The 15,676-nt window shown below is 33.9% G+C and carries 12 protein-coding genes and 1 pseudogene; 7 read left to right on the top strand and 6 right to left on the bottom strand.

All coding sequences use genetic code 11. From position 1 onward, the window contains the following. Positions 1-202: 202 nt before the first annotated feature. Complete coding sequence (locus JCM15092_RS07385) at positions 203-1,303, bottom strand: HAD family hydrolase (RefSeq protein ID WP_034541720.1); 1,101 nt, start codon at positions 1,301-1,303, stop codon at positions 203-205. 849 nt (positions 1,304-2,152) lie between these two features. Here JCM15092_RS07385 and JCM15092_RS07380 point away from each other — a divergent pair. The 7 genes from JCM15092_RS07380 (at position 2,153) to JCM15092_RS15345 (ending at position 7,449) form a co-directional block, all read left to right on the top strand. Further along, positions 2,153-2,539, top strand: coding sequence for a hypothetical protein (locus tag JCM15092_RS07380; RefSeq protein ID WP_024994105.1), 387 nt, complete (start codon positions 2,153-2,155; stop codon positions 2,537-2,539). A gap of 5 nt (positions 2,540-2,544) precedes the next feature. Beyond that, on the top strand, positions 2,545-2,898 hold the full coding sequence (locus JCM15092_RS15350) for a hypothetical protein (protein ID WP_024994104.1): 354 nt from the start codon (positions 2,545-2,547) through the stop codon (positions 2,896-2,898). 9 nt (positions 2,899-2,907) lie between these two features. Continuing rightward, positions 2,908-3,321, top strand: a complete 414-nt coding sequence (locus JCM15092_RS07370) for a hypothetical protein (RefSeq protein ID WP_024994103.1) — start codon at positions 2,908-2,910, stop codon at positions 3,319-3,321. 609 nt (positions 3,322-3,930) lie between these two features. Beyond that, complete coding sequence (locus JCM15092_RS07365) at positions 3,931-4,347, top strand: MarR family transcriptional regulator (protein WP_024994102.1); 417 nt, start codon at positions 3,931-3,933, stop codon at positions 4,345-4,347. Positions 4,348-4,389: 42 nt separating this feature from the next. Beyond that, positions 4,390-6,933, top strand: coding sequence for a cation-translocating P-type ATPase (locus JCM15092_RS07360; protein WP_034541718.1), 2,544 nt, complete (start codon positions 4,390-4,392; stop codon positions 6,931-6,933). Then, positions 6,906-7,052, top strand: coding sequence for a hypothetical protein (locus JCM15092_RS17205; protein ID WP_159101378.1), 147 nt, complete (start codon positions 6,906-6,908; stop codon positions 7,050-7,052). The genes JCM15092_RS07360 and JCM15092_RS17205 overlap by 28 nt, the downstream gene beginning before the upstream one ends. 52 nt (positions 7,053-7,104) lie before the next feature. After that, complete coding sequence (locus JCM15092_RS15345) at positions 7,105-7,449, top strand: S24/S26 family peptidase (protein WP_051532504.1); 345 nt, start codon at positions 7,105-7,107, stop codon at positions 7,447-7,449. A gap of 357 nt (positions 7,450-7,806) precedes the next feature. Here the strand turns inward: JCM15092_RS15345 and JCM15092_RS16840 are convergent, their stop codons facing one another. From JCM15092_RS16840 to JCM15092_RS18000, 5 genes and pseudogenes are all read right to left on the bottom strand, one after another. Next, a complete protein-coding gene (locus JCM15092_RS16840) occupies positions 7,807-8,613 on the bottom strand; it encodes a hypothetical protein (RefSeq protein ID WP_148296616.1) in 807 nt (268 codons plus the stop codon). A gap of 1 nt (position 8,614) precedes the next feature. After that, positions 8,615-10,117 (bottom strand): RNA/DNA-binding domain-containing protein, encoded by a 1,503-nt coding sequence (locus JCM15092_RS07340; RefSeq protein ID WP_024994098.1) that lies wholly within the window; start codon positions 10,115-10,117, stop codon positions 8,615-8,617. Between the two features lie 9 nt (positions 10,118-10,126). Next, the gene (locus tag JCM15092_RS07335) at positions 10,127-10,795 is read right to left on the bottom strand and encodes a hypothetical protein (RefSeq protein ID WP_024994097.1); all 669 of its coding nucleotides are present in this window, start codon (positions 10,793-10,795) and stop codon (positions 10,127-10,129) included. A 13-nt stretch (positions 10,796-10,808) separates the two neighbouring features. Next, the gene (locus tag JCM15092_RS07330) at positions 10,809-12,290 is read right to left on the bottom strand and encodes a hypothetical protein (RefSeq protein ID WP_024994096.1); all 1,482 of its coding nucleotides are present in this window, start codon (positions 12,288-12,290) and stop codon (positions 10,809-10,811) included. After that, positions 12,283-15,668, bottom strand: a pseudogene (locus tag JCM15092_RS18000) (Eco57I restriction-modification methylase domain-containing protein). The gene JCM15092_RS07330 and the pseudogene JCM15092_RS18000 overlap by 8 nt, the downstream one beginning before the upstream one ends. Positions 15,669-15,676 lie beyond the last annotated feature (8 nt).

The following is a 15,676-nucleotide window of genomic DNA, read 5'->3' as shown; positions in this document are numbered from 1 at the left end:
TCCTTAAAGCCTTTGGAATAATTATTCCAGCTTAGGATAAAGAAATTCACACTATACAAGTTGGTGAGAACATGATGTTCATTATTAAATATTTAAATAAAATGAATAATTCATTACATCTTATAAAAGGAATCGGCCTATTAGTTTTGAAGTTACTCCAAAATGTTGAGCGATATATAATCAAGAACATGTCTTTCTCGTTTCAAAAAGATTTATAAAACTCATCAACATCTAAATCTTCAGCAATTAATCTAACTTGACTATTTTTTTCTTTAATCTCTTTCAACCAACTCTTCTCATCGTCAGTCCATTTACTAAATACACTTAGTTTGGCTATTATAGAATGAGTACTTGCAAAACTTCCACTATTCTCGAGAGAAATAATTAGGTCATTTCTCTTCTTAGTTTCAGCATTAATCAATGTATCGAATTCTGCAAAGTCATTCATGTTCTGATAATGTATATATTCCAACTTTTCATTCGATTCTGTTCTGTCTATTATTGATTTTACAAGTTTATCCAATTCAGATTCATCCGAATAATCAGCTGGAGCAAAGTACTTTATTCTGTTGTCACGCATCATCTTATATACTTTTCTTTTATCTTTTGTCTTTGGATTATAGACACCGATTGAATGGCCTTGGTTTGTATTTACAAGTTTCATACATGGTATATCTGTATCACTATCTCCGATATAAATAATATTTCTAAAAGGAACACGTATCTCATCTGGTTTAAAATAATTATTAACATCAGGATCATTAACATCTAATGTTCCCTTTTCTATTCTAAATAAGAATTGTGTTTTACTAGTATAATTTACTACTTGAGCAGGCCACAAAACAACTCCATCTTCATCATAGTAGAATGAACTAGCATAAATCTTCTCAAATTCATCAGCAACTTTAGTCCCTTCTATCATCTCTTTTAATCCTGAAGAAATAATATAATGCTCTACTATTACTCCCTTACTTTCCCCATATTCTTTTATTCGCCTAAACCATTTATCTACTCCCTTAAATAGTTCTACTCTTGAACCATATTCCATTAGTTTTTCTTTGGTAAAAACTAATTTACCATGGGCTTTTTTCTTCATTGTGAACATATATGCAAGATTTTGGTCCATATCATTATTCTCAGCCAATCCATTTGATTCTTTCCAAAAAGATTCAACATCATAATTTACAGATTGTATAAAACCCTGTGCTTGCATATCGTCAGGAGAAAGAGTTTTATCAAAGTCATAGCATATAGCAACTACCGGCTTTGTTTCTTTGCGCTTTCTTACAAATTTATGGCTCATAATTATATAAATAAATAAATTAAATTTTTAACGAAGGTATAATACAATTATTGACTTTGTATCTGACATAAGTAAATACTAAAAAGAATTAGTGAATTTATTAAATAAATATTGTCATATTAAAATACATTATTATCGTAAAACAATCTCATAAAAAGGAATAAAGGTTATACATTAAGTAAGCAACAATATATTATATATTGAAATTATATCTCAAGTAATTAGTGAGCATCTACTATAAATGGGATCCTTATTCTACATATTTATTTTCACTATAAAGGATGCAAACGAATAAATAACATAATGATAATCAAATTTATAGATAGAAATTTATAAAAATTCTATATTTTTATTGTTAGATTTGTAAGATAATAAAAATAGGAGCAACAGAATTTTATAAAAAGCTAAATAATTAAGATAAGTTATTCAACAATATTATGAATAATACAATAAATACAGATATCCATTCAGACTTCTTCACAAATAGGGATAGCAACACTCAAATAAAGGAATTTGAAGGTGTTTTGCTATTCGCAATATTGATGCTGTTGTAGGATTCTTACGAGCATCAGGACATCAAAGAAAGATAAAAGTAAAATCTCTTCATAAGTAGTACTATCAATTTATATCTAATTCTATTATTGAACATTGCTTTTACACAGATGCACACTTAAAATTTGGCAGTAATAAAATTCACGTTTTCTACATAATAGATTGGTTTTTATATATCTTAGCATAAAATAGACTAAATATTTTATTATATTTAAGCCTATATCTTATAAATATATTTTATAACAATAGTTTTATTTTGTGTTAATTTTTCAAGTTTAGTTTCAACTAAACAATATTATGCCTATATTTGAACTCGAAATAGTAAAAGAAATACGTGGATGCCAACGTTTCGATAAGTTAAAGATAGATGGAATATCTCCTATTGATATATTTACAGATAATCTAGAGAAGCAATACGAAACAGAAATGGATTCTATCTATTTATATATGGATAGCGTAGCAAATATGAAATCTCTTCCACATAGCAAATTTCATCCATTAGATACAAATAATGCTGATGGCTATAGAGAATATGAGTTCAAGACAAAACACCTAAGAGTGTATGTAATTAAGCAACATGGAGGTAAAATTATCGTTATGGGTGGTTATAAGAACTCTCAGAAGCGAGATATAGCATCTTTTCGTGCACTTAAGAAACAATATTTAGATTCAATAAATAAGTAAGAATTATGAAAACTAGAGCTGAGATCTTAAAAAGTAAAGGATATTGGATAGCAAAACTTCAAACAGAGCTTTTTCGCATAATTGATTCATATATGGTATCAAAACATATGAATAAGACTCAACTAGCAGAACATCTTGGATGTACTAAAGGATATGTATCTCAACTTCTTAACGGTGATTTTGATCATAAAATGAGCAAATTTATTGAATTATCTTTGGCAGTCGGAAAAATTCCAGAGATAATCTTTCATGATATTGACCAATATATTGAATCTGAACCAAAAAGTTATCATTCAAGAACATCACTATCTATAATGGAGGCTATAAAAGAGCCTATATATTATGATGAAGCTGCATAATTCTCGATTATGAATATCCCATATAGAATAGAAAAAATAGAAACCCGTCAGTTTGCAATTTTTCCTGACGAATTTTTTACAGGTGAAGATATAGATATATCTACTAGTTATAATTTTGCCGTAAGTAAAGATATTGCTCATATTCGTTGCATCACAAATATACAATATGAGCAAAAAGGGAAGCTTATCCTTATACTAGAAATAGCTTGTCATTTTGGCATAGGACCTGAAGGTGTATCACAAATAAAACAAGAGAACAATATTAGTGTAAAATTTCTAAGATATATGGCTACAATTGCAATAGGAACAGCCAGAGGTATTATCCACTCTCAAACACAAAGTACTCCTATCAATGCTTTTGTGCTACCTCCAATAAACTTGATTCCAGCAATAACAGAAGATATGAAACTTAATATCAACTAATTATCCTATCAATTATTTATAGTTCAGCATTTTTCTATACAAAATGAAAAACATTATTTTTTCAAGGCTATAATATTACAATTCATAAACAAACAATAAACATCAAATCACACAAAATCAATTGATTTGTGTACAATTTAGGTACATATACTAGGTTAAAAAGGTGATTCTCTTTATCTAGTATACCAAATTATTAAATTATAAAAAGGTTTAGTCCCCTAAGAACTACACCTTTTGTCTTTATAATAATTTATAGACACATCATTAATTATATAATCATCTTTAAATAAGACAATAAAAATATGTATTGCTTATTTTATACAAAAGATAATCAAGCTCTATATTATATATGATTGGCCTGCAAAAAAAATTACTTTCAAGCAAAGAAAACAAAGAATAATCAATAAATAGGTCAATTAATATATGTTATATCTTATTTATACACTATTCATTACTTAACAGCTACTGAAACAGTAATTTTATTAGCTGTTTATCACCTATTTATATTGAAAATGAGAAATATTTGTTATAAAATGAAATATTATTGACAAAAGATTTGTTAGTTAGTACTTTCTAATTAATTTTACACCGGCTAAATAAATAGACAAAATGGATAAAATTATTCCAATCGTTTCCAAAATATCGCACACTTTAGGCGAAATGGAAGAGCTTGCTAAAGAACATTTTGGCTTGCAAGAACTTACCTTGACACAGATGCACTATCTTGAAGTGATGAACTCGCTTCAGAATCCAAACATCACCGAACTTGCTTCGGCTTTGCAACTTACAAAACCAACAGTTACAGTGGCATTAGATAAGTTAATTGAAAAAGAGTATTTAGTCAAGGTTCAATCGGATGCGGACCGCCGCACCTCCCACCTTCACTTAACGGAAAAAGGACGAAGTATAAACAACATGCACGAATATGCTCACCGCCGTTTTGCCGAATTAATGACCGAAAATCTAGAGGAAGATGAGTTGCAACAATTGTTGCTCCTTCTAGAAAAAGTGGTCGACAAATGGTAAAACTTTCATAATTAACATTATTCATTTAAAAGTAAACATATTATGAATATTGAAAGTAGTAAATATAAAGGATTAACCGACGAAGAAGTCATTCGTAAACATCAAAAAGAGGGTTACAACGAGTTGCCATCCTCAAAATCAAATTCTATTTGGGGAATTGCATTGGGTATTTTAAAAGAACCAATGTTCATTCTATTGGTAGCTTGTGGCACCCTGTATTTGGTGCTAGGCGACGTTCAGGAAGGCATTATGTTGATGGGATTTGTGCTCGTCATCATGGGCATTGAGTTTTTCCAGGAACGTAAGACAGAGAAAGCATTGGATGCCCTCAAAGACCTGGCAAGTCCGCGTGCTGTAGTTATTCGCAACGGCGAAGAGCAGAGAATTGCAGGTAGAGATGTGGTTACCGACGATATAATAGTATTGCGTGAAGGAGACCGTATACCGGCAGATGCCACAGTACTTTCGTGCGTCAACTTGCTGGTTGACGAATCGCTACTAACCGGCGAATCGGTTTCAGTACATAAAACAGAATTTACCGGCAGTGAGGAAGATACTCAACCAGGCGGTGACAACCGACCATTTGTGTACTCCGGTTCCATGATTGTTCAAGGTACAGGAATTGCACGCGTTACATCTATAGGCATTCATACACAGATAGGTAAAATCGGTCGTTCACTCGAAGAGGTGAAAGAAGAGCCGACAAAGCTGAACCGTGAAATTGGCACATTGGTAAAGAAACTAACCATATTTGGCTTTGTACTATGCACAGTTGTTGTAGGTTTATATTACCTCACACGCGGCGATTTGTTGCAAGGATTTTTAGCCGGTATCACATTGGCAATGGCTATGTTGCCGGAAGAGTTTCCAGTGGTGTTGACAATTTTCTTGGCTTTAGGTGCATGGCGCATCTCTAAAAAGAATGTGCTGACTCGCCGTCCTGCTGTAATAGAATCTTTAGGTTCAGCAACAGTACTTTGCACCGACAAAACAGGTACACTGACACAGAACAAGATGACAGTAACTTGTTTGTATAATGGGACTTCCTTTTTTAGAACTTGCCAGACAGAATCTCTACCTGAAGATTTTCACGAGATCATAGAATATGGAATCCTTTCCAGCCAGATAGACCCATTCGATCCGATGGAAAAAGCCATCACAAATATGGGAACAGAGCAACTTTCAAAAACAGAACATATTCATCACGATTGGAAAATGGTAAAAGAATATCCTCTGTCAAAAGAGCTATTGGCTATGTCACGCGTATTCACATGCAACGATTGTGATTGGCAGGTAGTAGCAGCAAAAGGTGCACCCGAAGCCATTTTCGATCTGTGTCATCTTTCTATTGAAGAGCAGCAACGATTGGCTAAAGAGGTTGAAGCAATGGCAAATGAGGGACTGCGTGTGCTAGGTGTTGCCAAAAGCCGTATAGATACTTTGGGAGTACCTGAGATTCAGCACGACTTTGATTTTGAATTTGTGGGACTTATTGGCTTGGCAGATCCTATTCGCGAAAATGTTCCTTTGGCTGTGGAAGAGTGCCATAAAGCAGGTATCCGTGTTATTATGATTACCGGAGATTATCCCGTTACTGCTAAAAACATAGGTCGCCAAATCGGTTTGACAAATTGGAACGAGTGCATTACCGGACAGGAATTAAATAGTATGGACGATGAGGAATTGAGCAGACGAATCCGTACCGTAAATATTTTTGCCAGGGTTGTTCCTGAACAGAAATTGAAGATTGTGAATGCTTTAAAAAAGAATGATGAGGTTGTAGCAATGACTGGTGACGGAGTGAACGATGCTCCTGCATTGAAATCGGCACACATTGGTATTGCGATGGGTGAAAAAGGAACAGATGTGGCACGTGAGGCATCATCTTTGGTGCTTTTGGACGACAATTTTGCATCAATCGTGGGCGCTGTGAAAATGGGAAGACGTATATGTGATAACCTGCAAAAGGCTTTAGCATACATATTTGCTATTCACGTACCAATTGCCGGACTTTCGCTTATTCCTGTATTCTTCGGCAACATGCCGTTGCTGTTGTGGCCTGTACATATTGTATTTCTGGAACTGATTATCGACCCGGCATGTTCAATAATCTTTGAAGCAGAAAAAGAGGAAGAGAACATCATGAGCCGCCCTCCTAAAAGTAGAAAAGAAGACTTTTTCACTGGACGAAAAATATTAATCAGTTGCATGCAAGGTATCTCCATCTTAGCAATCGTGTTAGCCATTTATCTGACATGTTTATATTATTGGCAAATGCCGGTAGGCCAGGTACGTGCATTATCTTTCATTACTTTAGTTGCCGGAAACATTGGTGTAATTTTCACAAATCGTTCATGGTCGAAAAACATTTTCCAAATTTTTGCGACACCGAATACTGCTGTTAAATGGGTGGTATCAAGTGCCTCACTATTTTTGGTTTTAGCTAATATCATTCCATTTTTAAGAAGTCTGTTTCAATTCGATCCAATCTCTTTATGGCAAGGAGTTTTGTGTGCATTCCTAGGCTTTTCTGGAATTATAGGATTTGAATTGTACAAATGGAGAATGAGAAAGACATTCGCATAGAGAATGGCAAAGTATATGCCTATGGAAGAGCATGGAGTGGGAAGAAACATTGCTACAAGAATGAAAAGTATCCGTTGGTAGGAATAGTCAGACTGTCGCAAGCGCATTCAATAAAATAAAGATGAACTCTCCAACGGTAACAGTGTAACCATTACTGTGAAAGGATTTTCTATGCTCCCGATATTACGCAGCAATCGTGATTGTGTGCGTATAGTTAAATGTTCCGCCAATGCTTTAAAACCTGGGGATATTACACTTTTCAAAAGCAGAGGAATTCACATCCTTCATAGGTTTATCAAAACAGATGGCGATGCATACATAATGCGTGGTGATAATGTCTTCAGTCATTATGAGACCTGCTATGCTGATGATATTTTAGGAAAGGTTGTCTTAATTAAGAGAGGGTCAAAAGAGATTAGTCTCAATGCCAACATATGGAAACTAATCATTTTTCTGTGGCGAATAAAAGGATTAGCCTATCAGGCAGTTTCAAAAAAATTGAATAAAAGAGATTAATTATAGTCTAGTTGTCATTTTACAATTGACATAAATAAAGTGCATATCATCATCTACAGCTATCTCGTCATATTTATAATATAAATCGTTTATCATAAAAATCCGCGTAACCTGTTAGTGTACACGGATTTTCTATTATTTATTAGTTTTTAGTTAATCAACCTTACTTTACCTCTTCAAAGATTATCCATAGTGATTATCAATTACTTACAAGCATATGTCGCAAATATAATAACCTTATAAACTAAATATTTCTTAAAAATCATCTTGTATATTGTCGCCGCAATTTATTTTTATCTCCATATTTCACTCTCAACTAGTGGTGCAAATTCTCTCAGCACTGATGAGAGTTTTACACTACTTAGCAATTGAATTCAGAATATCTACATTCACCTCAATATTAACCTTTCCACTTGTCACTTTAGGATTCTTCATCAATGATGATACCTCTGTATTAGCAAACCAAGCACTAAATGTGGATTGTGTAAATTGAGCTGTCAATGCAGGTCCAATATTATACTGATTAGCTATATTCCAACTAAAGTTTTTCAGATCGCCTTGAGTGAGTGCCTTCTTTACAATATGAACATTTATAGCTGGTAAAACGGCACGTAATGTTACAAAAGTAGTAACACATTCATTTAGTTGGAAAAGCTCTTCATCTGTAAAGCCAAACTTCATAAATGTTTGACGTGTATATTCCAAGACCTTTTTCAACTTCTCAGCATCCTCCTTCGCTTTCTTTGCCATCATAGCTTCACGCTCTATTTTACAAACAGCCATAAACTGCTCCAATCCCATCTGAGCATTCTTCAATTGATTGGTTTCATTTAGGTTCTTACCTTCTATAACTACTTCTCCTATCCCCTCTTGTTTCGTTTCCGGAAGAGGATGTTCTGCAATATATCTATCAATAGCTTGCATTTCTATGCGTGGTATCACCTTATTCTTATATACCTCTGCGTAAGCCGTAGTTATCCGTTCTGCAATGAAGAAACTTAGGCGATATAGCCCATACCATAATGCACAGATTAGAATAAGAATCAATGCAAATTCAAGATACCCCAATTGATGAGTAATACAAATATTTATTGCCTTCAATATAGAAAGGGGCACTAATAATATTATTACGATATAAACTATACACTTATATATTTTATCCATATTACTCCTTAGTTTTAATTATCCATTTGCCTTCCTCATAAGTAAGACCTATTCCAGCTTCCCTTATTGAACCTAAATCACGTTGGATAGTTTTTTCTACAACCATAAACTTTTCCGACATATCAGCTTTCGTAATGGTTGGAATGCTGCATACTAATTCTATTATTGACTTCTGTCGCTCTGTTAATTTGTTAAAAATTTCCTTTGAGACATTGGGGGGACATTGGGGGGACATTGGGGGGACATTTATGTCCGCCTTGCTCTCAATATGCAACACCAGCTTCACTTGCATCAATTCCGGTTGCTCTATGAGCTCAGGCTTCAACCAGTGTTTCTCATTCCATGCACTGAGAATAAGAGGAAAACCAGAACCAAGGTTCTCTCCATATCCTATCATGCGAAGCATGTTCTGCATACGTTGGTTACGAGCTTTCGATTCACCACCTGCATAGATTTGTTCGATTGGAAGTTTAAGCAAGCCGGGATTGGTAAGTACAAACTTATCATCATATTTTTCTACTCGTAGCAGACCACTCATCATCAAGTCACCGTGAATTATCATATTGGTGAAAGCCTCACGTATAGCTTTATGTTGTGGCGTATCATCTTGACGAATAATACCATCCATTTTGAATGGACGTGGTAGGTCACGAGTTAGCTTTGGCACTACCATACGAATAAAATTGAATATATTATTCTCCCATGTGCCATCGTATGTGAGACGATCACTATAACGTTGGTCACCTATCAGATTGGTCTTGTCAATATAATCCATACGAAGATTATCAAACTTCTCACGTACCGGCAAACCTTTACCAAACATAAGGAGTCCTGCCATTGTCAATCCTTCTGTATGTTCTTTGCGATTCACTACATAACCGCCTAGCTGAATAAGGAAATCCTTATTATTCAAGTCATTCCACACATGGTCGGCATGATCTACCTTGAACATATTTCTATAACGTTCCAATGTAGGAATATCAATATCGTCCATAGTATAATATTCCAAGAATAGTCGGTCGTTGCCATCTTCAAAAGAGTCACGCACCATCATCTTATATCGTTGGTCAGTGCAATGATAATCACCCTCATGATTACGGCAATAAGTGCCACGCATTGGATTATTATTGATATAGACAGGACGTAAGTTATATTCTGCACGAGGCACATGAATAGCTATCACGTCCTTATCATCAACCTTTACAGTCTGCACATCTTCATCATGAAGAAGATTGATGTTTACTTTCTCTCTACTATTAATAGTATTCCATAGGTCTTTGCGAATCTTATCTGCATCATCAACGCCAGTAATAGTGAAACGTTTCGACATATCTTTCTCTTTAGTGTCTTCATACACGCCAAGAAGGATTGTTCCACCATAAGTGTTGGCAAAAGCTGAATATGTATCCCACATAGAGTTTGGTAAACTGTTTTGAGCTTTCTTGCATTCCAAAGTTACACGCTCACCTGCTGCTAATAAGTTATGTATATCTTGTTCTGTCATATTGCAAAATTACACATTATCATTCAATGTTACCTTTATACCTAAATGAAGAGCTTCTGAGACCTTTTCTATAAACTCCTTCTTCATTGGATTGTTGCTATGAGTGATTAACAGCCAACCATCGCCTAAGTCTTTTTGGCTTCTTCCATATTTTTCATCCCTGCGATTGGAAATAACCGGGACCTTACAGAATTTCAAGTTCTTTTCTTCAACTACCCTACGAACTTCAGCTACACCAATCTTTTTAACAACTTTATAAAGCGTATCTACAGCTTTCTTTTCTGCTATAATAGTTCCATCAGGGAAGAATACAGTCATATCTCTAGCCGGACCACGCAGTATTTTATCATCATTTTCATTATGATTATCTCGTTGATGATGTGTAACCTCAGGATCAACTACAATTTCTTTTGCATCAGGCATATCAGCTGTAAAATTGCGTTTACGGCTTAAGTGAACGCTTATTGGTTGTCCTGGAATATAGTCAACGACTAATACTAGCTCACGCTGAACTGGCTGTAATGCCGGTTCTATGTTTTTGGTCAGAATAGGAAGAATCTCTTTTTTTATAAGTTCTTCCTCAAGCTCATTCACTTCTTTCACAAGGTCTTCATTAATGGTAAGTCCCAGTTCTTTGAGATTTGCCATTGTATCGTAAAGTTTATCTAATCTGCTCATTATACAAGTGTGCTTATTCAAATATACTCATTATTTTACTCTCTCCATCTTCAATGGTATTTAGCAATTCTGTCTTTTTATCCTCTGGCATATTCGACTCTAAAATTTTAGATTTAATAAGATTAAACGGATGCTGTAACTTTTTTCTATTGATATTATTTTCTTCTTCAACTGCAATCTGCATACTTTTAATATTTAACTTAATAATACGTGATAATAACTTTAGAAAATCAAGAGATTTATTTAACTCCTTATATGAATTAAGCTTTAATATTTCATTAAATAAGTCGGGAAGATTATTTTTCTTATGCTCTCGCAAATGAATGTATTTATGACGTATTTCTTCCATTTGCTTATTTTCTTTATATGCATCAAGCAAAAAGTTTACTGTTGTTATTTCCTCTTTAATTGCTTCGTCTTCAATTAAAATAAGAGGAGCGTAAATGAATTGTTCCCATAACGACTTATCTCCATTAGGTTGTTGTTTATATATCTTTTTCCATCCCTCATAGATAATGACGTTGATTCTTATTAAAATCCATCGTTTCTCTATATAGGTTTCCGATTGCAAATATCCTCTGATTGTAGTTCCTAAATCTATATATATATAATGCAGTAATATGGCAGTTTTAGTATAGTCTCGTATAGCTATTATTCGTTCTAAGCCAGAATTACCCAATGTTTTTTTAATGTTATCAGGCAGTTTCTCAACTATAGAATAGGTATGCATATTCTTATCTAAACAGTATGCAAAATGTTGCAATGAATCACCTAACAAAGGATATAGTTTCTCTCTCAAATTATCAGACAAAGTTTTGTCAAATAAGGAATCTGATAAAGTTGAAGTGTTCTCCACTTGAACTTGTTTTACTATTACTGATGAATAAAAACTTAGTATATTATGTAATGGTTGTACTATTGCCATGAAATCGCATAAACGTTGTGCTTCATTTCCCTCGCTTATATTCACAAGATAATCATACAACTTACATAAATCAAAATCATAGTGAACAGTAATATCTCGGTTTCCTTTATCTTTATCATAATATAACTTCTTGTATCGAGATATATTTTCGTTCACTTTGGTTATGTCGCTATTTATAGAAACAATATTTAGTGCCGATATATGTTCTGAAACACTATTCCATAGGCTTTCATTTTTCTTATTTAAGTTAAGATATGATTTAAAGAATTCTGATGTAATATAAACAATATACTTTAGGTTAACCCTTTTTTCAATTGTAATATTAGAATAAAAATCTGCACGAAAAGAACATGCGACCTCAATTATTGTATATAATACAGAAGAATGCATTTCTAATACATTCTTGTAGTCATAATAATTATTGTTTTCTACACCATCTGATTGATGAATTTCTTCAAGTTTAGAAAGCCCATTAATACAGTTTATCAATTTAGGGAAACAATCATTTATAACACATCCCATATTAGTCGCTAACTGTTTTATAGTATTATCTGATGCAGGTTTACTCATATTCTTCTTTTGTTATTTGCGTTTTTGGATCTACAATCTTTACTTCATCGTAAGTTAGGCCATAAAGTTTGTAAACAAGATAATCTATTTCTTGTTCTTCTAATGATGTATCTGTATTTGGAGCAGTACGTTTAAAATCAATAATATCTGTAACAAGCGAAACTATTCTATTTTTTATCCTATTATCTTGAGTATAGGCTATTGGCATAGAATCTAAAGGGACTTTCTTAATCTTTGGAAAAGTTTTTTTTGAATCACTATAAGTCAATATCCAATAATAATGTAATAGTTTGCTATTTATTAAGCCCAAAAGATATTCGAGGCTGAGTTTATCATTCCATAAATACAAATTATAAATCGTATTAAGAGTATATAAGCCTGATGGACATATACATCCTTCTGGATATATACCTATTTGACGAACTACTATTCTATCACAACAATACACATTGGAATTACCTCCACTTTTAATAGCCTCTGGTATAAATTTAACATATTCTGTATGTGGTACAAGTACATATGGCTTTATATTAGATCCGTCTATGACTGGTACATAATTGTTATCAAGTTTTGTATTAGACACAAATACACTTCTGTCAAAGGTTTGAATTCCAAAATAGGATTTAGTAAAATCGTTTAAACGAAAGTTTTTTCTATTTTTAATAATATATTATTATCTGTATCTACGTCCAATGCTAAACTGTAATCTGGAGCTTTTTGCAAGTTCTTGATTATAATGATTGTACTGCCTTTTATCTATTATCTCACTAATATTATTTTTAATATCTATGTATCTTACAACGTTATTTATTGTTTTTTCCTTTCTACAGATGAAAATGATATTATCTACAGAAGCGTCAAATACAGGAATGAAAAATCTAATAATAATTAGAATTGAAGATTCAGAAATAAGTTTCTGTCTCAACTTGTTATTATATGTGTTTTTCAAAAATGCTATAGGCGTAATGTAATCAAGGACTCCACCATTCTTAAGCATCTCCAAACCTTTTTCATAAAAAAGATGATATAAATCCACCTTATATTGAGCTACATTATATGAAGATAGTAATAAATCTTTTACCCCTTGGGGTATATTAGTATTCTGCAAAAGAACATACGGTGGATTTCCAATCACAATATCAAAACCATCTTTTACCCCAAACATCCATTCAGAATCGAAAAAAGGAGAAGAGTCATTTTGATTAAACATATCCCAACCAGCCAGTTGTTGTGCTTCTGCATTACCTACAGCACCACAATCTTTTAGCATATCGGCAATTTCTTGTCGCAATTTATTAACTCTATCACGCCATTTCCGCTTGGTGCGAACAGTCTTTGCGCTAAAAATCTTATGCTTGGCCGATTTTAATTCATTCTCTTTAGCATTAATAGTATCTTTATCAAATAACGAAGCATCTTTTTTGTTAAGTCCTATCAATGTATTTGCTGCCACAAACTTCGCTTCAAGATTAGGCAATGGACGAATACCAAAATTATCGGTAGGGTCATTATTCGTGTTTTGGTCAACAACCAATGAAATAAAGAAACGGAGTTTGCTAATCTGAATGGCTATAGGCTGAATATCTACACCATAAATACAATTCTCAATCAAGTACAGCTTACGTGCATAGTCTGAGCGATTCACACCCTCATCAAACTGCGTTCTATATCAGCAATCTGTTCTTGTCGTTCTTCTTTTGTTGCATTCTTAAATGCCTCAGTAGTCTCATCAATGGCTTGATTCATCATCATTTCTTTCCATTGAACATTATCAGGGTCGATACGTCCAAGAATATGAACCATCTGCTGAAGCATACCCATAGGGAAAGCACCGGAACCACAAGCAGGGTCGAGAATTTTACAATCGTATAGTGACTGCATAATTTGCATTCGCTGCTCGTCTGTAAACTTTACTTGTTCATCGGTATATTGAATTAGTTGTCGAAACTTCGATTCTAGTTCCCCTCCAACAGTCCTTTTTAGATGCGCCACAAGACTTTCATCAACCATATATTGTACAATCTCACGAGGTGTATAGAATGAACCTGTCTGTTTACGGGCTGTTGTTTGAGTTTCCGGATTGAATGATGCCAATAGGTTCTCAAAAACCTTACCCAACAATTCAGGGTCAAGAGATACTTCTTTATCAAATGGTGTATTCTCTTCAACTGTAAAATTATATCGTTTTAGAATGTCAATAATACCTCGTGCAGATACCTTCTTCTTATTTTTATCTCCATACCATTCCGAAAGGTCGATATCCGTACCAGCTTCTTCACCAAAGAAAAGAAAGTCTGGAACAACAAGAGCTTTTCGAGATTTTTCGGTATCACTAAAGCCATCATAATACATCTTTTTATCTTTATCGTCCAAACAGTCAAACAATCCGCCATTGAGGAAAGGTACAGTCTTATTTGCTAACTCTACAAACAATTGCGGATTAATAAAATAGTCCTCATAACGCATTAACTTATTGTTGTCGAAATCTCCACGTCCATTACGGAAGTGACGTTCAGAAAGTTCAGAACTACCTTCAGCCGTAATGGGGCTATTCAACATTGCAAAGAACAAGTTCTGAAGTATAGCCGGATAATATTTGCTATCCATTAGCTTCTGTTCGAAAACACCCTCAGTCTTATGTGGATTGAAATCCTTTAATAACTGTTGAGAGATGATTGTTTCATCAAAAAACTCTTCAGGTATCAGATGTCGTTGCTTCAAGAACCACACAAAGATAAGACGAGTTATTAAACGTATTGCTCCCTCGTTGTTATATTTCGCATCATCTGTATCATCGTTTATGTCATTTGGGAAGCGTATGATTTTTATAGCCCATGCATACCAGTCACTCAATTCATTATAGAATTCTTTAGTAAGTACTTCAACAGAGAAACGGCTATGTAAATCATCATCATCGACAACACGTTCCTTTTTATTCAGATACTTATTTGGGGTATAGTAAGAAATTCCTTCACCGAGATAATAACTATATCGATGAGGATTACTGTATCCTTTTGAAATCCGATTACCACCTTCCTCTACCATATCAAGAGTAATCTCGATAAACGAAAAACGATAATTGTCATTATTATCTTCTGGTACAAAGATTATAAGTGCACGGTCTTCCACTTCCTCATTGAGTAGACGGAATGCATCTTTAGAAAGCGACACACGCGCATCATGATGAGATGTGTGCTTTATCTCATAAACCACCAAATCGAGGGCTTCAGACGAACCTAGTTTAACAGCCTCGGTTGTATAATTCATCTGTTTGCTTAATGTAACTTGTTCCTCCGTTGGAAGAAAATCATTTGGGAGAAAACGACCTTGCAGGAACTTCATAAACTCCTGACGATTGTATGCTTTGTTGAATTCCATGTTCTATT

The organism is Phocaeicola paurosaccharolyticus JCM 15092 (genome assembly GCF_000613805.1).
GTDB classification, from domain to species: Bacteria; Bacteroidota; Bacteroidia; order Bacteroidales; family Bacteroidaceae; genus Phocaeicola; species Phocaeicola paurosaccharolyticus.
The sequence above is the reverse complement of the archived record's forward strand: the minus strand, read 5'-3'. Positions and strand labels throughout refer to the sequence as shown.